The organism is Erwinia sp. PPS120, from assembly GCF_047918655.1.
In the GTDB taxonomy this organism is placed as follows: Bacteria; Pseudomonadota; Gammaproteobacteria; order Enterobacterales; family Enterobacteriaceae; genus Erwinia; species Erwinia tasmaniensis_A.
In genome coordinates, this window is the sequence record NZ_JBLREF010000014.1 from 213,758 (window position 1) to 236,854 (window position 23,097).

The 23,097-nt window shown below is 54.7% G+C and carries 22 protein-coding genes and 1 pseudogene; 18 read left to right on the forward strand and 5 right to left on the reverse strand.

The genetic code is table 11. The annotated features are described in order from the left end of the window. The first annotated feature begins 91 nt into the window (after nucleotides 1–91). From hfq to ACLRGG_RS09350, 9 genes are all read left to right on the forward strand, one after another. Nucleotides 92–403: an RNA chaperone Hfq gene (gene hfq, locus ACLRGG_RS09310; RefSeq protein ID WP_416249448.1), complete on the forward strand. Its 312-nt coding sequence runs from the start codon at nucleotides 92–94 to the stop codon at nucleotides 401–403. A gap of 216 nt (nucleotides 404–619) precedes the next feature. Beyond that, nucleotides 620–1,900: a ribosome rescue GTPase HflX gene (gene hflX, locus ACLRGG_RS09315; protein WP_416249449.1), complete on the forward strand. Its 1,281-nt coding sequence runs from the start codon at nucleotides 620–622 to the stop codon at nucleotides 1,898–1,900. 68 nt (nucleotides 1,901–1,968) lie between these two features. After that, the gene (gene hflK / locus ACLRGG_RS09320; RefSeq protein ID WP_416249450.1) at nucleotides 1,969–3,219 is read left to right on the forward strand and encodes an FtsH protease activity modulator HflK; all 1,251 of its coding nucleotides are present in this window, start codon (nucleotides 1,969–1,971) and stop codon (nucleotides 3,217–3,219) included. Between the two features lie 3 nt (nucleotides 3,220–3,222). Beyond that, nucleotides 3,223–4,227, forward strand: coding sequence for a protease modulator HflC (gene hflC, locus ACLRGG_RS09325; RefSeq protein WP_416249451.1), 1,005 nt, complete (start codon nucleotides 3,223–3,225; stop codon nucleotides 4,225–4,227). A gap of 65 nt (nucleotides 4,228–4,292) precedes the next feature. Next, nucleotides 4,293–4,499, forward strand: coding sequence for a DUF2065 domain-containing protein (locus tag ACLRGG_RS09330; protein WP_416249452.1), 207 nt, complete (start codon nucleotides 4,293–4,295; stop codon nucleotides 4,497–4,499). A gap of 191 nt (nucleotides 4,500–4,690) precedes the next feature. Further along, on the forward strand, nucleotides 4,691–5,989 hold the full coding sequence (locus ACLRGG_RS09335; protein ID WP_416249453.1) for an adenylosuccinate synthase: 1,299 nt from the start codon (nucleotides 4,691–4,693) through the stop codon (nucleotides 5,987–5,989). Between the two features lie 324 nt (nucleotides 5,990–6,313). Then, nucleotides 6,314–8,770 carry a ribonuclease R gene (rnr, locus tag ACLRGG_RS09340; protein ID WP_416249454.1) on the forward strand — a complete coding sequence of 819 codons (2,457 nt, stop codon included), beginning with the start codon at nucleotides 6,314–6,316 and terminating at the stop codon, nucleotides 8,768–8,770. Nucleotides 8,771–8,840: 70 nt separating this feature from the next. Then, nucleotides 8,841–9,578: a 23S rRNA (guanosine(2251)-2'-O)-methyltransferase RlmB gene (gene rlmB / locus ACLRGG_RS09345; RefSeq protein WP_067704147.1), complete on the forward strand. Its 738-nt coding sequence runs from the start codon at nucleotides 8,841–8,843 to the stop codon at nucleotides 9,576–9,578. Nucleotides 9,579–9,680: 102 nt separating this feature from the next. After that, nucleotides 9,681–11,312: an isovaleryl-CoA dehydrogenase gene (locus ACLRGG_RS09350; RefSeq protein WP_416249455.1), complete on the forward strand. Its 1,632-nt coding sequence runs from the start codon at nucleotides 9,681–9,683 to the stop codon at nucleotides 11,310–11,312. On the opposite strand, the gene bsmA is transcribed toward ACLRGG_RS09350, so the two are convergent. Further along, the gene (gene bsmA / locus ACLRGG_RS09355) at nucleotides 11,283–11,612 is read right to left on the reverse strand and encodes a biofilm peroxide resistance protein BsmA (protein ID WP_416249456.1); all 330 of its coding nucleotides are present in this window, start codon (nucleotides 11,610–11,612) and stop codon (nucleotides 11,283–11,285) included. The two genes, ACLRGG_RS09350 and bsmA, sit on opposite strands and share 30 nt — an antisense overlap. A 276-nt stretch (nucleotides 11,613–11,888) precedes the next feature. Next, nucleotides 11,889–13,823, reverse strand: coding sequence for a methyl-accepting chemotaxis protein (locus ACLRGG_RS09360; protein WP_416249457.1), 1,935 nt, complete (start codon nucleotides 13,821–13,823; stop codon nucleotides 11,889–11,891). 174 nt (nucleotides 13,824–13,997) lie between these two features. Here ACLRGG_RS09360 and yjfP point away from each other — a divergent pair, with 174 nt between their 5' ends. From yjfP to rplI, 5 genes and pseudogenes are all read left to right on the forward strand, one after another. Further along, nucleotides 13,998–14,744, forward strand: coding sequence for an esterase (gene yjfP / locus ACLRGG_RS09365; RefSeq protein WP_416249458.1), 747 nt, complete (start codon nucleotides 13,998–14,000; stop codon nucleotides 14,742–14,744). A gap of 286 nt (nucleotides 14,745–15,030) precedes the next feature. Continuing rightward, nucleotides 15,031–15,426, forward strand: a complete 396-nt coding sequence (gene rpsF, locus ACLRGG_RS09370) for a 30S ribosomal protein S6 (RefSeq protein ID WP_416249460.1) — start codon at nucleotides 15,031–15,033, stop codon at nucleotides 15,424–15,426. 6 nt (nucleotides 15,427–15,432) lie between these two features. Beyond that, nucleotides 15,433–15,749, forward strand: a pseudogene (priB, locus tag ACLRGG_RS09375) (primosomal replication protein N). A 4-nt stretch (nucleotides 15,750–15,753) separates the two neighbouring features. Beyond that, entirely contained in the window at nucleotides 15,754–15,981 is a 228-nt protein-coding gene (gene rpsR, locus ACLRGG_RS09380) for a 30S ribosomal protein S18 (protein WP_002210155.1), read from the forward strand. Nucleotides 15,982–16,019: 38 nt separating this feature from the next. Next, a complete protein-coding gene (gene rplI, locus ACLRGG_RS09385) occupies nucleotides 16,020–16,472 on the forward strand; it encodes a 50S ribosomal protein L9 (RefSeq protein ID WP_416249463.1) in 453 nt (150 codons plus the stop codon). Nucleotides 16,473–16,544: 72 nt separating this feature from the next. Here rplI and ACLRGG_RS09390 read toward each other — a convergent pair whose 3' ends face one another. Beyond that, nucleotides 16,545–17,105: an OapA family protein gene (locus tag ACLRGG_RS09390; protein WP_416249465.1), complete on the reverse strand. Its 561-nt coding sequence runs from the start codon at nucleotides 17,103–17,105 to the stop codon at nucleotides 16,545–16,547. A gap of 299 nt (nucleotides 17,106–17,404) precedes the next feature. Between ACLRGG_RS09390 and bamJ the strand changes: the two genes are divergently transcribed. After that, a complete protein-coding gene (bamJ, locus tag ACLRGG_RS09395; RefSeq protein WP_416249467.1) occupies nucleotides 17,405–18,025 on the forward strand; it encodes a BamJ family beta-barrel-assembly machinery protein in 621 nt (206 codons plus the stop codon). A gap of 232 nt (nucleotides 18,026–18,257) precedes the next feature. Further along, on the forward strand, nucleotides 18,258–18,518 hold the full coding sequence (locus ACLRGG_RS09400) for a hypothetical protein (protein WP_416249468.1): 261 nt from the start codon (nucleotides 18,258–18,260) through the stop codon (nucleotides 18,516–18,518). A 119-nt stretch (nucleotides 18,519–18,637) separates the two neighbouring features. Here the strand turns inward: ACLRGG_RS09400 and ACLRGG_RS09405 are convergent, their stop codons facing one another. Further along, nucleotides 18,638–20,578: a bifunctional 2',3'-cyclic-nucleotide 2'-phosphodiesterase/3'-nucleotidase gene (locus tag ACLRGG_RS09405; protein ID WP_416249470.1), complete on the reverse strand. Its 1,941-nt coding sequence runs from the start codon at nucleotides 20,576–20,578 to the stop codon at nucleotides 18,638–18,640. Between the two features lie 341 nt (nucleotides 20,579–20,919). On the opposite strand from ACLRGG_RS09405, the gene cysQ reads away from it, so the two are divergent. Further along, nucleotides 20,920–21,660: a 3'(2'),5'-bisphosphate nucleotidase CysQ gene (gene cysQ / locus ACLRGG_RS09410; RefSeq protein WP_416249472.1), complete on the forward strand. Its 741-nt coding sequence runs from the start codon at nucleotides 20,920–20,922 to the stop codon at nucleotides 21,658–21,660. 272 nt (nucleotides 21,661–21,932) lie between these two features. Here the strand turns inward: cysQ and ACLRGG_RS09415 are convergent, their stop codons facing one another. Further along, nucleotides 21,933–22,526 carry a YtfJ family protein gene (locus ACLRGG_RS09415; protein WP_416249474.1) on the reverse strand — a complete coding sequence of 198 codons (594 nt, stop codon included), beginning with the start codon at nucleotides 22,524–22,526 and terminating at the stop codon, nucleotides 21,933–21,935. A gap of 312 nt (nucleotides 22,527–22,838) precedes the next feature. On the opposite strand from ACLRGG_RS09415, the gene ACLRGG_RS09420 reads away from it, so the two are divergent. Beyond that, entirely contained in the window at nucleotides 22,839–23,045 is a 207-nt protein-coding gene (locus ACLRGG_RS09420; protein ID WP_067704109.1) for a DUF1107 domain-containing protein, read from the forward strand. Nucleotides 23,046–23,097: the final 52 nt, after the last annotated feature.

Below are 23,097 nucleotides of genomic sequence, written 5' to 3' on the forward strand. Positions count from 1 at the left end.
TGGTACGTTATCTTGCGCAAATTTTTACGCAGTATTTCAGAACCGCGAGGTTCTTAAGTAGCAAACAACAAGCATATAAGGAAAAGATAGAATGGCTAAGGGGCAATCATTGCAAGATCCGTTCTTGAACGCACTGCGTCGCGAACGTGTTCCGGTTTCGATTTATTTGGTTAATGGTATCAAACTTCAGGGTCAGATCGAGTCGTTTGATCAATTTGTAATTTTATTGAAAAACACGGTAAGCCAGATGGTGTATAAGCACGCTATCTCCACCGTTGTTCCGTCCCGTCCGGTCTCCCACCACAACAATAACGCGGGTGGCGGAAGCAGCAACTATCACCACAGTGGCAGCACTCAGGGGGCTTCAGCTCAGCCTCAGCAAGACGGTGACGACGCAGAGTAATCACAGGTCTTATATGTCTTATATAACGGGGAGGCGTTCCTCAGGTTCCCCGTTTAGGTAGGATAATGCCAGCCTGATTTGCCCGGGCAGATTAAGCCTGGGCCAAATTACGCAAATAAACGCCGTTTTCAACCGAAAACGCGCACTGTAAATCTGATTTTAACGCTGTATGGCCATTGCGTAACAGGTTTCACAAGGTTCTGAGAGGTTTCAAGTTTGTTTGACCGTTATGATGCCGGTGAGCAGGCCGTACTGGTGCACATCTATTTCTCCCAAGACAGAGATATGGAAGATCTGCAGGAGTTTGAAACTCTTGTGTCTTCTGCGGGTGTTGAAGCCCTGCGAGTCGTAACCGGTAGCCGAAAAGCGCCACATCCTAAATATTTTGTTGGCGAAGGTAAGGCCGTTGAAATTGCTGAAGCGGTAAAATCCAGCGGTGCCTCAGTGGTGCTGTTTGATCACGCCCTTAGCCCGGCTCAGGAGCGTAATCTGGAAGCCCTGTGCCAGTGCCGGGTTCTTGACCGCACGGGCCTGATCCTTGACATTTTTGCCCAGCGCGCACGTACCCATGAAGGTAAATTGCAGGTGGAGCTGGCTCAGCTTCGCCATCTCGCCACGCGTCTGGTACGCGGCTGGACTCACCTTGAACGCCAGAAAGGCGGTATTGGCCTGCGGGGGCCGGGTGAAACCCAGCTGGAAACGGACCGCCGTCTGCTGCGCAATCGTATTACGCTGATCCTTTCCCGACTGGAAAAAGTTGAAAAGCAGCGAGAGCAGGGCAGACAGGCTCGCAACAAGGCCGACGTTCCAACGGTTTCGCTGGTGGGTTATACCAACGCCGGTAAATCGACGCTGTTTAACTGTATTACCTCCGCAGAGGTGTATGTTGCAAACCAGCTGTTTGCGACCCTGGATCCCACGCTACGTCGCGTCGACGTGGCGGATGTAGGAGAAGTGGTGCTGGCGGATACGGTTGGATTTATCCGCCATCTGCCCCATGACCTGGTGGCCGCGTTTAAAGCCACGCTACAGGAAACCCGCGAGGCAACGCTGCTGCTGCACGTCATTGACGCCAGCGATGCGCGCGTGGATGAAAATATTGAGGCGGTGAATGAGGTTCTGGAAGAGATCGAATCTGATGATATTCCCGCCCTGTTAGTGATGAATAAAATCGATATGCTGGAGGAGTTTGTTCCGCGAATCGATCGTAATGAAGAAAATCTGCCGATCCGCGTCTGGCTTTCTGCCCAAACGGGCAAAGGGATCCCGCTCCTGTTTCAGGCGCTGACTGAACGTCTGGCAGGCGAGATTGCGCAGTATGATTTACGTCTGCCGCCGGGAACGGGACGGTTGCGTAGCCGTTTTTATCAGCTCCAGGCGATAGAAAAAGAGTGGAACGAAGACGATGGCAGCGTAGGTTTGCAGGTACGCATGCCCATTGTTGACTGGCGTCGGCTGTGCAAGCAGGAGCCGGCACTGGTGGATTACATTGTTTGACTGATTTTGCCTGACACGCGTATCCCGGCCTGGGATACCACCGCACACACAATTAATGGAGTATAAACATGGCGTGGAATCAGCCCGGGAATAACGGACAGGACCGCGACCCGTGGGGAAGCAGCAATAATCAAGGCGGCAACTCTGGGGGAAATAAGGGAGGGCGCGATAAGGGGCCTCCTGATTTGGATGATATTTTTCGCAAGCTGAGCAAAAAGCTTGGTGGATTTGGCGGTGGTAAAAACGATAACAGCGGTAGCCAGAATGCGCCAGGACGCGGTGGCCGGCTGGTCGGTATCGTGGTTGTGGCCGCGGTAGTTATCTGGGCGGGTAGCGGTTTCTATACCATCAAAGAGGCGGAACGAGGTGTGGTAACGCGCTTTGGTAAATTTAGCCATCTGGTTGAACCCGGCCTGAACTGGAAGCCCACTTTTGTTGATCAGGTGCGTGCAGTAAACGTTGAGGCCGTGCGCGAGCTGGCTGCGTCAGGCACCATGCTGACCTCTGACGAAAACGTCGTACGGGTTGAGATGAACGTGCAGTACCGCATCACCAATCCGGAGCGCTATCTGTTTGCCGTCACCAGCGCCGACGACAGCCTGCGTCAGGCCACGGACAGCGCGCTGCGCGGCGTGATTGGCCGCTCGACGATGGATCGCATCCTGACCGAAGGTCGTACCGTGGTGCGTAGCGAAACGCAGCGCGAGCTGGAAGAGACCATCCGTCCTTACGATATGGGTATTACGCTGCTGGACGTCAACTTCCAGGCTGCCCGTCCGCCTGAAGAAGTGAAAGCCGCGTTTGATGATGCCATTGCCGCGCGTGAAAACCGCGAGCAGTACGTCCGTGAAGCCGAAGCCTATGCGAATGAGGTACAACCGCGCGCTAATGGCCAGGCTCAGCGTATTCTCGAAGAGGCCCGCGCTTATAAAACGCGCACCGTGCTTGAAGCTCAGGGGGAAGTTGCCCGCTTTGCAAAAATTCTGCCTGAATATAAAGCTGCCCCGCAGATTACCCGCGAGCGTCTCTATATTGAAACCATGGAACGTGTACTGAGCCATACCCGCAAGGTGCTGGTTAACGATAAAGGCAATAACCTGATGGTGCTGCCGCTGGACCAGCTGATGCGGGGTCAGGGCGGTTCGCCCTCCAATGCAACCCAGGACAGCAGCAGCAACAGCCTGCTTCGTCTGCCACCGGCTTCAGGCAGCAGCAATGAACGCGCCAGTAGCAGTTCGTCGTTCAGCCCGGACGACATCATGGATCAGCGTCGGGTCAACGCCCAGCGCAACGATACCCAGCGCGAAGGGAGAGAATAAGCGATGCGTAAGCCATTAATCGTAGTGTTGATTGTTGTGCTGGTGGTGCTGTACGCGTCACTGTTTGTAGTACAGGAGGGGCAGCGCGGTATCGTGATGCGCTTTGGTAAAGTACTGCGCGACAGCGAGAATAAGCCGCTGGTCTATGCGCCAGGCCTTCATTTTAAGATCCCATTCCTGGAATCGGTAAAGTCGCTTGATGCGCGTATTCAGACCATGGATAACCAGGCCGATCGCTTTGTTACGAAAGAGAAGAAAGATCTGATCGTCGACTCCTACATCAAGTGGCGCATCAGCGATTTCAGCCGGTACTACCTGGCAACAGGCGGCGGTGATATCTCTCAGGCCGAAGTGCTGCTGAAGCGCAAGTTCAGTGACCGTCTGCGTTCCGAAATGGGGCGTCTGGACGTGAAGGATATCGTTACTGACTCCCGTGGGCGTTTGACCACGGACGTGCGGGAAGCACTGAATACCGGTACGGCAGGGCAGGATGATGAAATTGCCACGCCTGCTGCAGACGACGCCATCGCATCTGCGGCGGCCCGCGTTGAGCGTGAAACCACCAGTAAAGAGCCGGCGGTCAATCCGAACAGCATGGCCGCACTGGGCATTCAGGTAGTCGACGTGCGCATTAAGCAGATCAATCTGCCAACGGAAGTGTCTGATGCGATCTACAACCGTATGCGCGCAGAGCGTGAAGCCGTCGCCCGTAGCCAGCGTTCGCAAGGGCAGGAAGAGGCTGAGAAGCTGCGTGCCGGTGCGGATTATGAAGTGACCCGCACGCTGGCAGAAGCACAGCGTACCGCGCTGATGACGCGTGGTGAAGGGGATGCGGATGCAGCTAAGCTGTTCGCCGATGCGTTCAGCCAGGATCCGGATTTCTACGCTTTCATTCGTAGCCTGCGGGCATACGATAACAGCTTCAAGAGTAACCAGGATATTATGGTGCTCAGCCCGGACAGCGATTTCTTCCGCTTTATGAAGTCGCCTTCTACCGCCACACGCTAAGAATCTGTTATAAAACTGGGGCCGGATTATCCGGCCCTTTTTTTTTGTCTTATGCGGGTGTGATAATGAACTCAACCATTTGGATGGCGCTGGCTCTGGTGCTGGTTTTAGAAGGCTTAGGGCCCGTACTGCTGCCGCGTATCTGGCGTCGAATGATTTTATCAATGGCGAATCTTCCTGACCAGCTGCTGCGCCGTTTTGGCGGTGGGCTGGTGGTGGCAGGCGCGGTTATCTACTATATGGTGAGCATTCATAATGGTGGTCAGGGCTGACCTGCTGTGGCAAGGGAGTGCCCAACCTCCGCTCTCGCGTCTTCTCAACCTTCGGGATCCCCGCCTGGCATTTTCCTTTACGCTGCACCGCTGATTTAGGGCAAAAAAGTACGCAATCGTATGCTAAAAGAGCTGAAAGACGGGTTTTACGATGGTAGAATCCATTTTTAAGCAATCGGTGATTTTGAGAAATGGGTAAGAACGTCGTCGTACTGGGCACCCAATGGGGTGACGAAGGTAAAGGTAAGATTGTTGACCTCCTGACCGAACGTGCAAAATACGTTGTACGCTATCAGGGCGGCCATAACGCTGGCCATACGCTAGTCATCAACGGTGAGAAAACCGTCCTCCACTTAATCCCTTCTGGTATTCTCCGCGAAAACGTTACCAGCATCATCGGCAACGGTGTGGTGCTGTCTCCGGCTGCGCTGATGAAAGAGATGAAAGGGCTGGAGGATCGCGGCTTCCCGGTACGTGAACGTCTGTTTATTTCTGAAGCCTGTCCGCTGATCCTCGAGTATCACGTTGCGCTGGATGTGGCGCGTGAGAAAGCGCGCGGTGCTAAAGCCATCGGCACGACAGGGCGCGGTATTGGTCCAGCCTACGAAGACAAAGTCGCACGTCGTGGCCTGCGCGTCGGCGATCTGTTTAATAAAGAAACCTTCGCTGCCAAGCTCAAAGAAGTGATGGAGTATCACAACTTCCAGCTGGTGAACTACTACAAAGAAGAAGCCGTTGACTACGACAAAGTGCTGAGCGATGTAATGGCGATTGCCGACATCCTGACGGGCATGGTGGTTGACGTTTCTGAACTGCTGGACGGCGCGCGTAAGCGTGGCGATCTGATCATGTTCGAAGGCGCGCAGGGCACCCTGCTGGATATCGATCACGGCACCTATCCGTACGTGACTTCTTCAAACACCACCGCAGGCGGCGTGGCGACCGGCTCAGGCATTGGCCCGCGCTACGTGGACTACGTGCTGGGCATTGTTAAAGCTTACTCTACGCGCGTGGGAGCGGGTCCATTCCCGACCGAGCTTTTCGATGAAACCGGCGAATTCCTGTGTACTAAAGGCAACGAGTTTGGTGCCACTACCGGTCGCCGCCGTCGTACTGGCTGGCTGGACGTGGTCGCCGTGCGTCGTGCCGTGCAGATAAACTCGCTTTCTGGTTTCTGCATGACCAAGCTGGACGTGCTGGATGGCCTGAAAGAAGTCAAAATTTGCGTGGCCTATCGCATGCCAGACGGCCGTGAAATGACCACCACGCCGCTGGCCGCTGAGGGCTGGGACGGTATTGAACCCATTTATGAAAGCCTGCCTGGCTGGAGTGAAAACACCTTTGGGGTTAAAACGCTGGAAGGCCTGCCGCAGGCAGCGCGTGACTACATCAAGCGGGTGGAAGAACTCACCGGCGTACCGGTAGATATCATCTCTACCGGCCCGGATCGCAGTGAGACAATGATTCTGCGCGATCCTTTTGACGCATAAGCCGTCTCAGGCCGGGGTTTCCCGGCCTTTGTCCTTCCGTGTCATGCCCTGCCAGGTTTTCTCTTGCCACCGCGCTTAAATAAAATGGCCCTAAGTGTAAAGGGTGGTTTATCATCATTTACAATACACTCATTTATGAGCGGAATACGGTAGCGCTCCGGACCTGTTGCCCGAAAAAGAGCCTGTACCCTGGGGGCCAGCGCTCAGCTACATTACCCCCACGTCAGCCGCTGGCCGACCGGGTTGATCATAACCGTCCGCTCTACCCATTATTGTGCCGTGAACGATCTTCACGCTGCAATGAATGACAACGGAGGAACCGCAATGTCAAAAGATCCATTTAAGGAACGGGAAGCAGAGAAATACGAAAACCCCATTCCCAGCCGCGAATTTATCCTTGCCCATCTTGATAAACGCGAAAAACCGGCCAGCCGTGAAGAGCTGGCCGATGAACTTTCTATTACAGGCGAAGAGCAGACAGAAGCGCTGCGCCGCCGCCTGCGCGCCATGGAGCGTGACGGTCAGTTAGTATTCACTCGCCGCCAGTGCTATGCGCTGCCTGAGCGTCTGGATCTGCTGCGCGGTAAAGTTATCGGCCACCGCGATGGCTTTGGCTTCCTGCGCATTGAAGGCAGCAAAGACGATCTCTACCTCTCTGCCGATCAGATGAAAATGTGCATGCACGGTGATGTGATCCTCGCGCAGGCGATGGGCGCAGACCGCAAAGGCCGTCGGGAAGCACGCGTGGTACGCGTACTTGAGCCGCGCAACAATCAGATCGTTGGCCGCTACTTTACCGAAGCCGGGGTCGGCTTTGTGGTGCCGGATGACAGCCGCCTGAGTTTTGATATCCTGATCCCCGCCGAAGAGCTAATGGGCGCGCGTATGGGCTTTGTGGTGGTCGTGGAGCTAATGCAGCGCCCAACCCGCCGCAGCAAGGCCGTAGGTAAGGTTGTCGAAGTGCTCGGCGATAACATGGGCACCGGTATGGCCGTGGAAATGGCGCTGCGTACCCATGATATTCCCCATAGCTGGTCGCCCGAGCTTGAACGACAGATCGCTAAACTGAAAGAAGAAGTGCCGGAAGAGGCGAAAGCAGGCCGTGTGGATCTGCGCGATCTGCCGCTGGTTACCATTGATGGTGAAGACGCCCGCGACTTTGATGATGCCGTATTCTGTGAAAGAAAACGCGGCGGCGGCTGGCGGCTGTGGGTAGCCATCGCCGACGTCAGCTACTACGTGCGTCCCGGTACGCCGCTCGACGACGAAGCGGTTAACCGTGGTACCTCGGTTTACTTCCCGTCGCAGGTTGTTCCCATGCTGCCGGAAGTGCTGTCCAACGGACTCTGTTCGCTTAACCCGCAGGTCGATCGCCTGTGTATGGTTTGCGAGATGACCATTTCCGCTACCGGTAAGCTGACCGGTTATAAGCACTATGAAGCGGTAATGAACTCCTGGGCGCGTCTGACCTATAACAAGGTCTGGAATATCCTTCAGGGCGACCAGGAGCTGCGCGAGCAGTATCAGCCGCTGGTTAAGGATCTGGAAGAGCTGCACCGCATGTATCTGGTGCTTGAGAAATCCCGCGAGCAGCGCGGCGGCATTTCATTCGAGACGGACGAAGCCAAATTTGTTTTCAACGCCGATCGCCGTATTGAGCGCGTTGAGCAGGTATCGCGCAATGATGCGCACAAGCTGATCGAAGAGTGCATGATCCTGGCGAATATCGCCTCCGCGCGCTATGTCGAAAAAAACAACGAGCCGGCGCTATTCCGCGATCACGACCGGCCAGGCGAAGAGAACATTAAAAGTTTCCGGTCGGTGCTGAACGAGCTGGGTCTGACGCTTGGTGGCGGCAATAAGCCTCATCCGCTGGACTATGCCGAACTGTTGACGCAAATTGCCAGCCGTCCCGATCACGAAATGCTGCAAACCATGCTGCTACGCTCGATGAAACAGGCGGTATACGATCCGGAAAACCGGGGTCACTTTGGGCTGGCGCTGGCGTCCTACGCGCACTTTACCTCGCCTATCCGTCGCTATCCCGACCTGCTGCTGCACCGCGCCATTAAGTATCTGGTGGCGAAAGAGAACGGCACGCTGCAGGGCAACACCACGCCGACGGGCGGCTACCATTACGAGCTTCAGCAGATGTTGCAGCTGGGCCAGCACTGTTCGATGGCGGAGCGCCGGGCCGATGAAGCGACGCGGGACGTTGCCGACTGGCTGAAGTGTGACTTTATGCAGGATCAGGTCGGCGAAACCTTCAGCGGCGTGATTTCCAGCGTCACGGGCTTCGGCTTCTTTGTGCGTCTGACCGATCTGTTTATTGACGGGCTGGTGCATGTCTCCTCGCTGGATAACGACTACTATCGCTTTGATGCTGTTGGTCAGCGTATGGTTGGCGAGTCCGGCGGCAAATCGTATCGTCTGGGTGATACGGTAGAAGTGCGCGTGGATGCGGTGCACATGGAGGAGCGTAAAATCGACTTCGCGCTGATCTCGAGCCAGCGTAAACCGCGCGGCGAAGGCAAAACTGAGCGCGACCGCGCAAAGAAAAGTCCTTCGCAGAATAGCGGCAAGCGTCGTCGCGAGCAGAGCAAGCGTAAAAACTTTGAGCCAGACAGCGCATTTCGCGCTGCGAAGCCCAAAGAAACCAGCGTTGACGACGGTGCCAGCAAAGAGAAAAAAGCCAAAAAACCGTCGGATAAAACCCGCAGGATCTCCGCTGCGACCCGTGCCAAACGCGCCGCTAAGAAAAAACCTGATACCACGGCGTGAGCCCGTCCGGTGCTGAGGGCGGTAAGCTGCCGCCCGCGGCATTAAAAATTCCATATTGAGTAGCCGATTAATGAGTGAAATTGTTTTTGGTATCCACGCCGTGCAGGCGCTGCTGGACAGCGATCCGCAGCGCTTTCAGGAAGTCTTTATTCTCAAGGGGCGCGACGATCGCCGTCTGCAGCCGCTGATTCAGGGCCTGGAAGCGCAGGGGATTGTTATACAGGTTGCAAACCGCCAGTGGCTGGACAGCCAGGTGGAGGGCGGTGTGCATCAGGGTATTGTTGCGCGGGTTAAGCCGGGTCGTCAGTATCAGGAAAATGATATTCCCGCGCTGCTGGAAAAGCTGGATTCTCCTTTCCTGCTGATCCTTGATGGCGTTACCGATCCGCATAACCTCGGCGCCTGTCTGCGCAGCGCCGATGCGGCAGGTGTACATGCGGTTATTGTTCCCCGCGACCGTTCAGCGCAGCTGAATGCCACGGCGAAAAAAGTGGCCAGCGGCGCGGCGGAGCATGTTCCCCTGATCCGCGTGACCAACCTGGCGCGTACCATGCGTATGCTGCAGGAGGCGAACGTCTGGATTGTTGGTACCGCAGGCGAAGCCGATCACGACCTGTTTCAGAGCAAAATGACCGGCCCGATGGCGCTGGTAATGGGTGCGGAAGGCGAAGGTATGCGCCGTCTGACCCGCGAGCACTGTGATGAGCTGATCCGCATTCCCATGTCCGGAAGCGTCTCTTCGCTCAACGTCTCGGTGGCTACGGGTGTCTGCCTGTTCGAGGCCGTCCGGCAGCGCCGCAGTAAATAATCCTTCCGGGGCGTGACCTGCGCCCCGAAATTCACCCCGCTTTCCCCTGCATTTTTATCTGTCTCTCATACTGACGTGAGCGTTGATGATAAAGGTGCCGTAATGGACTGGAAAACTCATACCGTATTCAATCAGCCCAATCCACTGATTAACAGCAACCTGTTCCTTTCCGACACGCCGCTGCGCGAGGCGCTGGCCCGCGAAGGGGCCGGGTGGGACAGTGAGTTTCTTACCGCCCTCGGCCAGCAGTTAGGCAGTGCGGACGCGATGGAACTCGCGCGCCTGGCCAACTGCCACCCCCCTGAACTGCTTGCCTTTTCGCCGCGCGGCGAACGGCTGGACGACGTCCGATTCCATCCCGCCTGGCACAGGCTGATGCAGGGGCTCTGTGCGAGTCGGGTACATAACCTTCCCTGGCTGAGTGATGCTTCCCCCTCGGCCTTTGTGGCGCGGACAGCCCGATTTATTCTGCACGCACAGGTTGAAGCCGGAACGCTTTGTCCGGTAACAATGACCTTCGGCGCAATTCCGCTATTGCAGGCGCAGCTTCCTGCCGCTTTTAGGCCGTGGCTGCCAGGGCTGCTTTCCGATGCGTACGATCCTCATTTACAGGATGGCGCGCAGAAGCACGGCCTGCTGATTGGGATGGGAATGACTGAGAAGCAGGGGGGCACGGACGTGATGAGTAACACCACTCGCGCTGAGCCGGTAGCCTCGCGCGGCAGCGGCGAACGCTACCGGCTGACTGGGCATAAGTGGTTTTTTTCGGTGCCGCAAAGCGATGCACATCTGGTGCTGGCGCAGGCAAACGGTGGGCTTTCCTGCTTCTTTCTCCCCCGTCTGCTGCCTGAAGGGGAGAGGAACGCGGTGCAGATTCAGCGGCTTAAAGAGAAACTGGGAAACCGCTCGAATGCCAGTAGCGAAGTCGAATTTTTGGCCGCCAGCGGCTGGCTTATCGGGGAAGAGGGAGAGGGCGTTAGAATTATCCTTAAAATGGGCGGGCGGACGCGCTTTGACTGCGCGCTGGGCAGCCATAGCATGATGCGTCGTGCATTTTCGATAGCGCTGCACCACGCGCAGCAGCGGCAGGTGATGGGTAAAAATCTGGTCGATCAGCCGCTGATGCGCCAGGTGTTGAGTACTCAGGCGCTGACGCTTGAAGGGCAGACGGCGATGCTGTTTCGCCTGGCACGGGCCTGGTCGCAGGATAAAGAGGAGGGCGCTCGCGCTTTTAGCCGACTGTTAACGCCAGCGGCGAAATACGTTATCTGTCAGCGCGGTATACACTTTGTGGCGGAGGCGATGGAGGTGACCGGAGGGATTGGCTATTGCGAGGAGAGCGAGCTGCCCCGGTTATACCGTGAAATGCCGGTTAACAGTATTTGGGAAGGGGCCGGCAACGTGATGTGTCTGGACGTTCTGCGGGTACTGGCGAAACAGCCACATAGTATTGCGTTGCTCACCGCTGAGTTTGATGCGGTCAGGGGACAGAGCAGGCATTTCGATCGCCGCTGGCAACAGCTGAAACTACGGCTGCGTGCGCCGCAGGCCGTAGAGGCCCGGCAGCTGAGTGAAGAGCTTTTTACGCTTACCAGCGCCGTGCAGGTGATAAGTCAGCTTGAGCCCTGGCTGGCAGATGCCTGGTGCCGCCAGATGTTGGATCCGCGGGGGGGATCAATCCTTCCGGAGGATATCTGCCAGCGATTACTGCTGCGCGCCTCGGGCGGGTGCTGAGGGGCCATATAAGATGGCCGTGGAGTACCATATGCCCGGCATTACCGTTTCGCTAACCAGCTGAATAACATAATACGCGGCACCCGCCTGGTTTGCTTTCATGGCGATGGCCCGCTCGGCGTCATCGGGTGAACCCCGTTCCTGGACGCTGACGGTGCCCAGCCGCGTGAGCGTTGTGCTCTGTGCGCGGGTAATTTCCTGCGCGCGATCCGTCGCAGCCGGTGGCGATTCTGGCGCGGTCTGAAGGATTGCGCAGCTTGTCAGCAGCAGGGGAACGAGCAGGACGGTTAACCGACGCATAGTAAGTTCTCAGGGGGGGGATATTACTTAGTGTATACGTTAACCCGCTTTTTTTGGGTTGAGAGAGTAAATTTGCTGACCAGGTTCGTGGTATTGTGATCGGCTTTAACTCTGCTATCCTGGTCAGGGAATGTAGCGTTAGAAACGGGAGCGTGAGTCTGATGTTCAGGCTGTAATACCTGCGATGCCGGTGGGCAATCCCAGCGGTTGCCGGGCCCCACCCGCAGACGACCACACGGGCCTTTGCAGCACCGGGCCCCCCAGCGGCCTGTCATACTACGTCCTTACGGTAAACACGCTGACCAAATTGTTCAGAGCATGCCCCTTACGACTCAACTCCTGAGTTGTCTGCCCGGACGTGGTCACCAGCTCACTATTTTGCTGCGTTGCCTGCCCAATCTGGTTCATAGCCAGATTCACCTGACCTATCCCCAGCGCCTGCTCCCTGGACGCGACGTCAATCTCACCCATTAGCACGTTAACCTGTCCAATGCGGTCAATAATCTCTTCCATCGCGCTACGGGTCTGTTCAGACAGCGCGTGCCCCTGAACGATTTTATTCAGCGAGCTATCAATAAGACCGTCAATTTCTTTTGCCGCCTGTGCACTGCGCTGGGCCAGCGCCCGAACCTCAGCGGCGACTACGGCAAAACCTTTTCCGTGCTCACCGGCGCGGGCCGCTTCAACGGCTGCATTCAGCGCCAGAATATTGGTCTGGAAAGCAATCGACTCAATAACGTGGGTTATCGCGGCGATGTTCTGCGATGCGCTGTTAATCTCCGTCATGGTCACTACCGAGCGCGAAACGGTATCGCCACCCTGACTGATGACATGGGTCGTTTCGCCCACCAGCGTTAGCGCCTGCGAAACGTTGGCGGAGTTTTGCGCCACGGTAGCACTCAGCTGCTCCAGGCTGGCTGAGGTCTCCTCGACGCTGCTGGCCTGGCGTGAGATCTGTTCACTAATATTTTCACCGCTAATGGCGATAGCATCGCTGCTGGTACTGATCTCCTGCGCCGCCTCACGCACCTGGAAGACAATACGATCCAGCCCGTCACCAATACCGTTAATGGCATTAATCAGCTGACCTATCTCATCATCGCGGTTTGTCTCCAGCGTGGCCTGCAGATTTCCCGCCGCATAATGACGCGCCAGATCGATGACCTGCTTTAGCGGTTTGCTGAGCCAGCGACGGGTAATAATTAAAAAGCACAGGGTAAATAGCAGCACCAGCGTTGCACCAATCAGTAAAAACAGGTTACGGGTGTGAATGATGGAGGCCAGCATCAGGTTCTTATCCACTTCGCCGATGATGACCCAGCTCCAGCCCGGCAGTCTCTGCCAGGTTATCATCCGCGTTTTACCGTCCTCAGAAGTAAACTCTGCACTGCCGCTGGTCTGACTTAGCAGCTGCTTTTGCAGCGCCTCACCCCATCCCGGGCGTTTGCCTTCCAGCGTGGGGTGAAAGAGAAACTGACCCTGGCTTTTCCCTTCGGCACTGTTCAAAACGTAGAAGTGTCCACTTTCCCCCAGTTTTTTATCCAGTACCTTATTGCGCATCAGCGCAAAGGGTTTGGTGATTTCCACGCCGACGAAAAGTATGCCAATTACCGCGCCAATGCTGTCTCTGACGGGCTGATACTGAGTAATATAGCGTTTGCCAAACAGAAGGCTGACGCCCTCATATGTCTGCCCCTGCAATGCCCGCTTCCAGGCCGGACTGCTGTGGTCGAGCCGTGTACCTATGGCACGTTCGCCATCCTCCTTACGCAGTGAAGTGGAGATGCGCAGGAAATCGTCACCCGTCCGGACAAAAATCGTAGAGATGGCACCGGTTCGCTGCTGAAAGTCGTCAACCAGCCCCTGATCCAGGTTTAGCGTCTTTACGCCGGCCCGCAGGGTGGGAGACTGTTCGCTGCCAATGGTTACCCGCTGATTTTCATCCCGCGAAAAGCGCTTTGGCAGAAAGTTTCGAAACAGGGCGCTGTAGTGAGCGACTTCTTCAGTCAGCGTTCCTTTAAACATGGTCGCCATATCACCCATGCCGCTCACCTGACTTTCCATATTTTCTAACGTCAGGTTCTCTATTTGACGGGAAGCGTTATGGGTCAGGGAAAGCGTCAGGGCCAGAAAAAGCAGGGTAACAGTGAGTGATGCCATTACCGACAGTTTAGCGCCAAGGCTCCAGTAGCGTAATGAGAAAAGGGTCATGGTTTAGCCTGTTGATGTATAAGGGGGTCACAACGGTTAACGGCAAACCTTAATCAATATTTAATATTTAATAGTTAAGGGTATGAGAAGGCATACTGATTGAATGACTTTCTTCTCACTGCGCCGCCAGGGCGTTTTACGCCTGCGGAGCCGTCTTAAGGTAAGATGATACTTATGATCGAACTCAGTGCTGAAACCTTTACCGGTATCGACTGCCTGCATGCCACCCCCTCAGGCCAGCAGGACCATCCGCTGCCCACCGTAATTTTTTATCACGGCTTTACCTCTTCTAAAGAGGTGTACGCGTACTTTGCCGTCGCGCTGGCGCAGGCGGGGTTTCGCGTAGTGATGCCCGATGCCTCTCAGCATGGCGCGCGTTATGATGGCGACGCGCAGGCGCGGCTGGGCCATTTTTGGGGCATTTTGAAAACGACCATTGATGAACTGCCCGCACTGGAAGCGGCGCTACGGGAAAAGGGGCTGATTGATAAAGATCGCCTTGCCGTGGCGGGCGCGTCAATGGGCGGGATGACGGCAATCGGTGCCATGACGCGCTATCCGCACCTCTCCTGCGTCGCCTGCCTGATGGGGTCGGGCTATTTTATGTCACTGTCTCACCATCTGTTTCCCCCGCTGGCGGCCAATAACGAGCAGCCGAGCGAGGTTGAGGCGCAGGTGGCCCCGCTGGCAGCCTGTGATGTCAGCCATCAGTTAGAAAAAATCGCTGACAGACCGCTGCTGGTTTGGCACGGTGATGCTGATGAACTGGTGCCTGCTGCTGAGAGCGTCAGGCTGGCCAGCGCGCTGCGCGAAGCAAAAATAGATCGCCATCTGACATTTATTATTGAGCAGGGTGTCGGTCATCGCATTACGCCACTGGCGCTGGCAGAGACGGTGGCATTTTTTCGTAGTCATTTATAACTTATCCGGAGCTGCCGCACCTGCGCAGGGGGGCCATTTGCTACCGACATAAGCCGATTTTTACACCTCGCCGAACGTAATTTAACCACGGCAGGCCTTTCTTATGCGAAACTCATCCGCTTCTGAAAATAACTGACGCCTGCTGCGACTTTGCCTTGAGTTTTTCGCAGGCTGCCAGTATGATTACGCGTCAATTTTTCGGCCGCACACACATACACGTTCCTTGCTTCCATGGGCCGCGGCTGACCCTGACAGGAGGCTGAATAATCCGTAAGGAGCAAATTCGATGCGTCATTACGAAATCGTATTTATGGTTCACCCTGACCAAAGCGAACAGGTTCCTGGCATGATCGAGCGTTACACCGGTGCTATCACTGGTGCACAAGGCACGATCCACCGTCTGGAAGACTGGGGCCGTCGTCAGCTGGCTTATCCGATCAACAAACTGCATAAAGCTCACTACGTTCTGCTGAACGTGGAAGCGCCGCAGGAAGCGATCGATGAGCTGGAAACTAACTTCCGCTTCAACGACGCCGTTATCCGCAGCATGGTTATGCGCGTTAAGCACGCGGTAACTGAAGCTTCTCCGATGGTTAAAGCGAAAGACGAGCGCCGCGAGCGTCGTGAAGATTTTGCTAACGAAACCTCTGATGATGCTGATGCTGGGGATTCTGAAGAGTAATCAACCATGACGGCTAATCAGCTGACGCTGTCTGGCACCGTGTGCAAGACGCCGATGCGAAAAGTCAGTCCGTCAGGTATTCCACACTGCCAGTTCGTGCTTGAGCACCGTTCAGAGCAGGTGGAAGCCGGTTTTACCCGGCAAGCCTGGTGTCGTATGCCGGTGGTAATTAGCGGCAAAGCCCATCAGGCCATTACTCAAAGTATAACGGTCGGTACGCATATCACCGTTTCAGGTTTCATTAGCTGCCATCAAGGGCGTAATGGGCTGAACAAAACGGTACTGCATGCCGAGCAGATTGAATTATAGATTCTGGAGACTAGCCTAATGGCACGTTATTTCCGTCGTCGCAAGTTCTGCCGTTTCACCGCGGAAGGCGTTGTAGAGATTGATTACAAAGATATCGCTACGCTGAAAAACTACATTACCGAAAGTGGTAAAATTGTCCCGAGCCGTATCACCGGTACTCGCGCAAAATACCAGCGTCAGCTGGCTCGCTGCATCAAGCGTGCTCGCTACCTGTCCCTGTTGCCATATACCGATCGTCATCAGTAATCGGCAATCGTCTATAACGACTTTAAGAGGATAAGGTAATGCAAGTTATTCTGCTTGATAAAGTAGCAAACCTGGGCACCCTGGGCGATCAGGTTAATGTTAAAGCGGGCTACGCTCGTAACTTCCTGGTTCCACAGGGCAAAGCGGTTCCAGCGACTAAGAAAAACGTAGAGTTTTTCGAAGCTCGCCGTGCAGAACTGGAAGCCAAACTGGCTGACGTTCTGGCCGCAGCTAATGCTCGCGCTGAGAAAATCAACGCACTGGGCACCGTTACCCTCGCGTCTAAAGCAGGCGACGAAGGTAAACTGTTCGGTTCTGTGGGTGCTCGCGACATCGCTGATGCTGTTACCGCAGCTGGCGTTGAAGTGAACAAGAGCGAAGTTCGCCTGCCGAACGGCGTTCTGCGCACCACTGGCGACCACGAAGTACACTTTGCTGTTCACAGCGAAGTCGTGGCGAAACTGGTTGTTAACATCGTTGCTCAAGCCTGATTGGTTTAAGTAGCGAATAAAAACGCCGGCCCTGTGCCGGCGTTTTTTTTACCTCTTATTCAGCCGACCAGACTACTGCGCGCGCAGAAATGTGCCATCCGGCTGGCGGGTAAACAGCACCTGTCCGCTGCTGCCGTCGACGGTCAGCCCGGTAATGATCCCCTGCATATTTTGCCGAATCTTCACCCTTTGTCCTGTCTGTAGGTTGCTCAGCGGCTTATCGGTACCTTCCACCTGCGCCATAGCGAATACATCGTTAACCGGCAGATTATTATCGCGGAAAAGCTGCGCCAGCGTCTGGCCTGATGCAATCTGATAGCTGCGCCACTGCCCCTGTGAATCAGGCGAGGCGACCGGTTGCTGAGCAGCAGGCGGGCTTTGCGCTGGCCTGTCCGTGATTTCTGCCTGTAGCGGCAGATCAGTGCCGCCCGTACTGCCGGTATTCACCGGACGCAGCGGCGGTTCCGGTGTGGGGGAAGGCCAAAGAAACACCAGCAGCACCATCGCGATGATAAAAATAATGCCGCGACGGTGAAAGGGAGGGAGCGGGTCCATCCAGCGTATAGAATCCGGCAGCTGCCACAGCTGGCTGAAAAAATGGGGTAATCGTTTTCCTGAAGACGCTTTCGGCATGGCGTCGGCCTCCTGGCGCGAATATCGCGCAAATAGTGAGCTTCTGGCTATCCGGCTTACAAAACCGTTTAGTGAAAGCGGCTGGCTTTTCCCTTGCCTGCGGGCAGAGTAACCCATGTTAACCTCGACTCAAATATAGCTGATAACGCGTTGTGCGTGCGGAGTTTATACCGTCAGTGGGATCAAAGTATTGTTTCCTTTTCAACGGCAAAAGTCACCTTAAGAAGATGGGGTTTTACGGCGGTAGTACTGGCTGTTATGCTTCGTCTTCGGTTTTATCAATGATGAAAGGAAATTCCATGACAACCCCTTCTTTTGACAGTGTAGAAGCGCAAGCAAGCTACGGTATTGGTTTACAGGTTGGCCAGCAGCTGCTGGAGTCCGGACTACAGGGCCTGCAGCCTGAAGCCCTGCTGGCTGGCCTGCGCGACGCGCTGGAAGGGAATGCCCCGGCTGTACCTGTTGATGTTGTTCACCGCGCGCTACGTGAAGTTCACGAACGTGCCGATGTCGTACGGACTGAACGCCAGCAGGCGATGGCGGCTGAGGGTCAGAAATTCCTCGAAGAAAATGCTCAGCGTGAAGGGGTAAGTACGACCGAATCTGGGCTGCAATTCAGCGTGCTGACCCAGGGCGAAGGCGCAATTCCTTCCCGTCAGGATCGCGTTCGTGTGCACTACACTGGTAAGCTAATCGACGGTACCGTATTTGACAGCTCAGTACAGCGTGGCGAGCCGGCTGAGTTCCCGGTCAGCGGCGTGATTCCTGGCTGGATCGAAGCGCTTACGCTGATGCCAGTGGGTTCTAAATGGCAGCTGGTTATCCCACAGAACCTGGCCTACGGCGAACGCGGCGCGGGTGCAACCATCCCACCACTCAGTACGCTGGTGTTTGAAGTGGAACTGCTGGAAATTCTCTGATCCACGCAGGGTAGTTTGCTGATAACGAAAAAAGAGGGGCATGATTATTTCATCCTCTCTTTTTTTATTGGCTTAAAACGGATTTATTTTGCCTCTGTTCTTTAGATAATATTCTAATTGCCTGCGTATATTCTCCATTTCGTTTATATACGATTGACTCATTAACGCTTCCGTAGTTATTGTTTCTCCCGCCCCAATAATTGGGGGTTAAATATATTATAGAGGATAAATAATGCGTGAATTAAATAATAATGAAGTTTCTGCCGTATCCGGCGGGTTGATCTTTGATCGTTTTGGCGAAGCGCTGGGTAAAGCTATTGGCTCTGCGGTCAGTTCAGCTGTAGCCGATTCCGCAGGTATGCTGGGTAAGGGTATTGGCTGTATTTTTGAGTTGAATGTTATCGGTGCGTTACAAAATATGAGCCAGGGTATTCGTGGTATCGTAAATTGGGCCACAGGAAGTACAGAGAATACAGGAAACACAGAAAGCTAAGTTAACTGCTTTCGCAGTAAAGGCCAGCCCTGAGAGATTAATGAGGGCTGGCTTACAATTATCTATTAATCTGCTGGTTCGTGATATTTCCGTTCCCCGACGCTCTTTGATACCCCGTACTATTTTTGTAAATTAATTTGATAGATAGCGAAGCCAGTTTCATCCGTTCCTTTTAACTCAACAGGGTACTGAGCATGCTGCTGAATAAACTGTCTGGCCTTTTCATCTGGTGATGTCTCAAAACGAATATCTAAGGGCGTGGAATGCTTAATCGTCGCCAGCTTCCAGTTATTATCCGCCTGTGGGTTAACTACCCCCTGCGCGTTAGTTTGTGCGCGGATCCAGGCGGCGAGTACGCTACGGTTTTCATCCGGCGATGCAAAGGCAATATGCGACTCACCCGTACCGGCAAATTTCCCGCTATAGGCCCGATAGTTATTGGTCGCCACCAGAAAAGTCGCCTCAGGGTCGATGGGTTTGCCCTGCCAGGTCAGATGCTGAATGCGCGAGGCTTTATCATTAATTAGCTGGCACTCGGCATCATAACGGGCAGGCTGGGTGACGTCGATGCGGTAGTCCACACCATCGATCACATCAAAGTTGTAGGTGCGGAAATTCCAGTTGATGAGTGATTGTGGCTGGCTGCTGTTTACATCAATCTGGTTAAACTGGCCTGCTGAGCACTCCAGCCACTCTTTGACCTCTGCGCCACTTACTTTCATCACTACCAGCGTATTGGGATAAAGATAGAGATCGGCGGCGTTACGGAAGGTCAGTTCTCCCTTTTCTACGGTGACATAGCTGCTGGGATCGTTTTTACGCCCGCCAGCTTTGAATGGCGCTGCTGCCGACAGCACCGGCAGATTGGCCAGGTCCGGATCGCCCTGAATAAAGTGCTGCACATAATCGCGCTGAGCGTTATTAACGATCTGGACGGTCGGGTCGTCCTGCACCAGCGACAGATAGCTGTACATCACATCGGCGGATTTACCCACCGGTTTTCCAACGAAGGCGCGGGTGGCCTTATGATCCTCATCCAGTTCCTTCAACAGCGACGTATCTTCGGCCGCGAGTGATCTCTTTGAGGTTTTATCATATATCGGGCGCGCTTCAGCTTTTGCTTCGCGAACCTGCCAGCGGCCCGCATCGTTGTTTAACACCAGATCGACGACGCCGAGATGATCGCCCCACATGCCGGGCATCACGGCCGGAATGCCATTCAGCGTACCTTTGCTGATATCAGCCCCCTTGATGACCGCGAAATCTTTCCCGGGGAAGACAGCATGAGCGTGCCCGAAGAGGATCGCATTAATACCGGGCACCTGGCTCAGATAGTAAGCGGAGTTTTCTGCCATTGCTTTGTAAGGATCGCCGGACAGGCCGGAATGGGGGATGGCGACAATGATATCAGCACCCTGCTCACGCATGATGGGCACCCATTTCCGGGCCGTTTCGGTAATATCATCTACTTTTACTTTGCCGCTAAGATTGGTTTTGTCCCATAACATAATCTGTGGCGGAACAAATCCAATGTAGCCGACTTTTAACGGGTGGGATATTCCTTCCCGATCGGTCACCTGTATCTCTTTGATAAGCCATGGCGTGAACAGGGGCTTACCGGTTTCAAGATCGATAATATTGGCGTTGATATAGGGGAAGTGGGCGCCGTCGATCGCTCTATGAAGATAATCAAGTCCATAGTTAAATTCATGGTTGCCCAGGTTACCCACGGTATAATTCAGCGGGTTCATCGCTTTATATACCGGGTGTACATCCCCCGGCTTTAGCCCTCTGGCGGCAATATAGTCGCCCAGCGGGCTTCCCTGAATAACGTCGCCGTTATCGACCAGTACGCTATTGCTCGCCTCTTTCCGGGCTGCTTCAATAAGCGTTGCGGTGCGTACCAGGCCAAATTTTTCAGTTGGCGTATCTTTGTAGTAATCGAAATCCATCATATTACTGTGCAGATCGGTCGTCTCCAGCAGGCGGAAATCGACCGTTGCCGCATGGATAGTGGTACTGACCAGCAGTGCTGCCAGCGTCAGGCAGGGTTTCATCATCGTTCTCTCCATGTTAATCGCTGATATCCTCTGTGTTACCTTGCCGATTGCAGGCTTCTCTCGTCGATACCGGTCACCGGCGTGCTTCGATCTCCGGGAAGGTGCCGGAGCCCGTTTTCAGGCAGGTACAGTTTCGGCTATCAACATCTCAGCTTTTAAAAAGAATGTTACCTGGTGTCTCACAGATATGTGATCTCACACAAATATTTACGCCTTATGACGGCGCGGTAATCGGAATTTATTTGTCTCAGGGAGGGTACGACCATAAACCGCAGGTTCTGCGATGAATAATAAAGTATGCTTTTGATACCGGAAATAAGACGCAAATCAGGAGGTGAAGCATGTTAGAGAAAATTTGCCAGCTGTCGCGGGAAGCGGGAGACGCCATTATGCGGGTCTATGATGGGCAGGCACCGCTTGATATTTCACACAAGCAGGACGACTCGCCGGTGACGGCTGCGGATATCGCCGCACACCGGGTGATCATCGCCGGGCTGACCGCGTTATCGCCGGAGATCCCGGTACTCTCTGAGGAAGATCCTCCTGCCTGGGACGTTCGTAAGGCCTGGCAGCGCTACTGGCTGGTTGATCCGCTGGATGGCACGAAAGAGTTTATCAAGCGCAACGGCGAATTCACCGTAAACATTGCCCTGATTGAGAACGGCAGGCCGGTTATGGGTGTGGTTTATGCGCCAGTGCTTGGCGTGATGTACTCGGCAGCAGAGGGGAAAGCCTGGAAGGAAGAGGGCGGCCACCGGGAGCAGATTCAGGTGCGCGAGGCGCGGCCTCCGCTGGTCGTTGTCAGCCGCTCGCACAGCGATACCGAACTTGAGGACTATCTGAGTCATCTGGGCGAGCACCAGACCATCGCCATTGGTTCGTCGCTTAAGTTTTGCCTGGTGGCAGAAGGGAAAGCACAGCTGTACCCCCGCTTTGGGCCGACGAATATCTGGGATACGGGGGCGGGCCATGCCGTGGCGGTGGCAGCCGGCGCGCATGTTCATGACTGGCAGGGTCGTACGCTGGATTATGCCCCACGCGAATCGTTCCTTAATCCCGGCTTTCGGGTATCAATATTCTGACGACGTTGCACCCGAGGCTCGCCTCAGCGATCGGACGCGTTAGCACACGACTGAGTGCAACGCATCATCGCCGATAAGGGATGAAAACTGACGGGGCGCTCTCCCGCCAGTCTTAGAACAAGCGAGGCGACTTGCCCAGTGTCGGATCTACGAACGGGCAAGTCGACCTGCCTGTTGTCAGGTCTTTAAACGGGGGGCGAGATGTCCGCTGTCCGGTCTTTAAACGCGGCGGGCGGCTCAACCCCTGTCCGAACTGGCCGCGTCGCGCCGCTTCATTTACCTGACTGTCCGGATAGCTCTCCCTCTGGCTGCCCCACTAAACGATGTACCAGCGCGAGCACCTGTTTCACCTCATCCTGCGTCAGTGCGCCATCCTTTGCAAAGCGTACTTTGCCCTCTTTATCCAGCACGATAATAGCTGAACCTCCATCCTGGAGTTGCCAGGCTTTTTTTGCCACGCCCCGCTCGTCAACAATAAATTGTGACCAGGGATACTGCTTTTTATTGTTTTCAATGCTGCTGCTGACGAACATACCCGTACCGGGAATAGCATCATCAGTATTCACCAGGGTCGTGGTCTGATAGCGATCGTGCGGCAGCCCGGCGGCCTTCACCGCTTCAATCAGTGCCGCATTCTTTTCTTTTGCAGAAGAGCGCCCTGCAATGTGCTGAATGATGCGTACTTTCCCTACCAGGCGAGCGCTGTTCCATTTTGCGTAGCTGAAGCTGTTCTGCTGGTAGAGAAGTTCCCCCTTATCCGCAATACCGATCGGTGTTACGCGCGCTCCCAGGACAAAATCATGCGCGCTCGCCTGTACGGCGAACAGTAAAGCAAGGGGAATCAAAAACGCGCGAAAGGGCAACATAGGGGCTCCTGAGATCTGATCGGACCAGATGGTCATATGACTGCAATAGTAAACAGAGATGATGCTTCTGTCGCATCGGAATAACATGTTTGCAACACACAGCACAAATCCGGGCGGTTTGAAGGTTTATACTCTTTGTCCGCATTTGGCTGACAGAGCCTACTGTCAGGTTATGTAATAACAGTAAAAAAGTTTGATTTTAGGACTTCAGGAAGACGATCCTGGTCTATAGTAAATCCACTTTTCGCTGCACAGCTTCGTACCAAGCCTGGACACGACGCAGCGAGCATCATTTTCAGGAGTTGAACCACAATGAAGATCTTTCAGCGATATAACCCGCTGCAGGTTGCTAAATACGTTAAAATTCTTTTTCGTGGCAGGCTGTATATAAAAGACGTAGGCGCTTTCGAGTTCGATAAGGGGAAAATCCTTCTTCCGCGTATCAAAGACAAACAGCACTACAGCGTGATGTCAGAAGTGAACCGTCAGGTTCTGCGTATGCAGACAGAATTTAACTGATCGCCCTGCAGCCAGCGTGGGGGATAAAATAAGGCGCGAATTTCGCGCCTTA

Excerpts from the sequence above, each read along its gene's own strand:
- ACLRGG_RS09390 (WP_416249465.1), bottom strand. The coding sequence starts at position 17,105 with ATGCCGAAAGCGTCTTCAGGAAAACGATTACCCCATTTTTTCAGCCAG.
- ACLRGG_RS09415 (WP_416249474.1), bottom strand. The coding sequence starts at position 22,526 with ATGTTGCCCTTTCGCGCGTTTTTGATTCCCCTTGCTTTACTGTTCGCC.
- ACLRGG_RS09335 (WP_416249453.1), top strand. The coding sequence starts at position 4,691 with ATGGGTAAGAACGTCGTCGTACTGGGCACCCAATGGGGTGACGAAGGT.
- rlmB (WP_067704147.1), top strand. The coding sequence starts at position 8,841 with ATGAGTGAAATTGTTTTTGGTATCCACGCCGTGCAGGCGCTGCTGGAC.
- ACLRGG_RS09420 (WP_067704109.1), top strand. The coding sequence starts at position 22,839 with ATGAAGATCTTTCAGCGATATAACCCGCTGCAGGTTGCTAAATACGTT.
- ACLRGG_RS09350 (WP_416249455.1), top strand. The coding sequence starts at position 9,681 with ATGGACTGGAAAACTCATACCGTATTCAATCAGCCCAATCCACTGATT.
- bamJ (WP_416249467.1), top strand. The coding sequence starts at position 17,405 with ATGACAACCCCTTCTTTTGACAGTGTAGAAGCGCAAGCAAGCTACGGT.
- bsmA (WP_416249456.1), bottom strand. The coding sequence starts at position 11,612 with ATGCGTCGGTTAACCGTCCTGCTCGTTCCCCTGCTGCTGACAAGCTGC.
- ACLRGG_RS09330 (WP_416249452.1), top strand. The coding sequence starts at position 4,293 with ATGAACTCAACCATTTGGATGGCGCTGGCTCTGGTGCTGGTTTTAGAA.
- rpsF (WP_416249460.1), top strand. The coding sequence starts at position 15,031 with ATGCGTCATTACGAAATCGTATTTATGGTTCACCCTGACCAAAGCGAA.
- hflK (WP_416249450.1), top strand. The coding sequence starts at position 1,969 with ATGGCGTGGAATCAGCCCGGGAATAACGGACAGGACCGCGACCCGTGG.
- rplI (WP_416249463.1), top strand. The coding sequence starts at position 16,020 with ATGCAAGTTATTCTGCTTGATAAAGTAGCAAACCTGGGCACCCTGGGC.
- ACLRGG_RS09405 (WP_416249470.1), bottom strand. The coding sequence starts at position 20,578 with ATGATGAAACCCTGCCTGACGCTGGCAGCACTGCTGGTCAGTACCACT.
- rnr (WP_416249454.1), top strand. The coding sequence starts at position 6,314 with ATGTCAAAAGATCCATTTAAGGAACGGGAAGCAGAGAAATACGAAAAC.
- rpsR (WP_002210155.1), top strand. The coding sequence starts at position 15,754 with ATGGCACGTTATTTCCGTCGTCGCAAGTTCTGCCGTTTCACCGCGGAA.
- hfq (WP_416249448.1), top strand. The coding sequence starts at position 92 with ATGGCTAAGGGGCAATCATTGCAAGATCCGTTCTTGAACGCACTGCGT.
- ACLRGG_RS09400 (WP_416249468.1), top strand. The coding sequence starts at position 18,258 with ATGCGTGAATTAAATAATAATGAAGTTTCTGCCGTATCCGGCGGGTTG.
- cysQ (WP_416249472.1), top strand. The coding sequence starts at position 20,920 with ATGTTAGAGAAAATTTGCCAGCTGTCGCGGGAAGCGGGAGACGCCATT.
- ACLRGG_RS09360 (WP_416249457.1), bottom strand. The coding sequence starts at position 13,823 with ATGACCCTTTTCTCATTACGCTACTGGAGCCTTGGCGCTAAACTGTCG.
- hflC (WP_416249451.1), top strand. The coding sequence starts at position 3,223 with ATGCGTAAGCCATTAATCGTAGTGTTGATTGTTGTGCTGGTGGTGCTG.
- yjfP (WP_416249458.1), top strand. The coding sequence starts at position 13,998 with ATGATCGAACTCAGTGCTGAAACCTTTACCGGTATCGACTGCCTGCAT.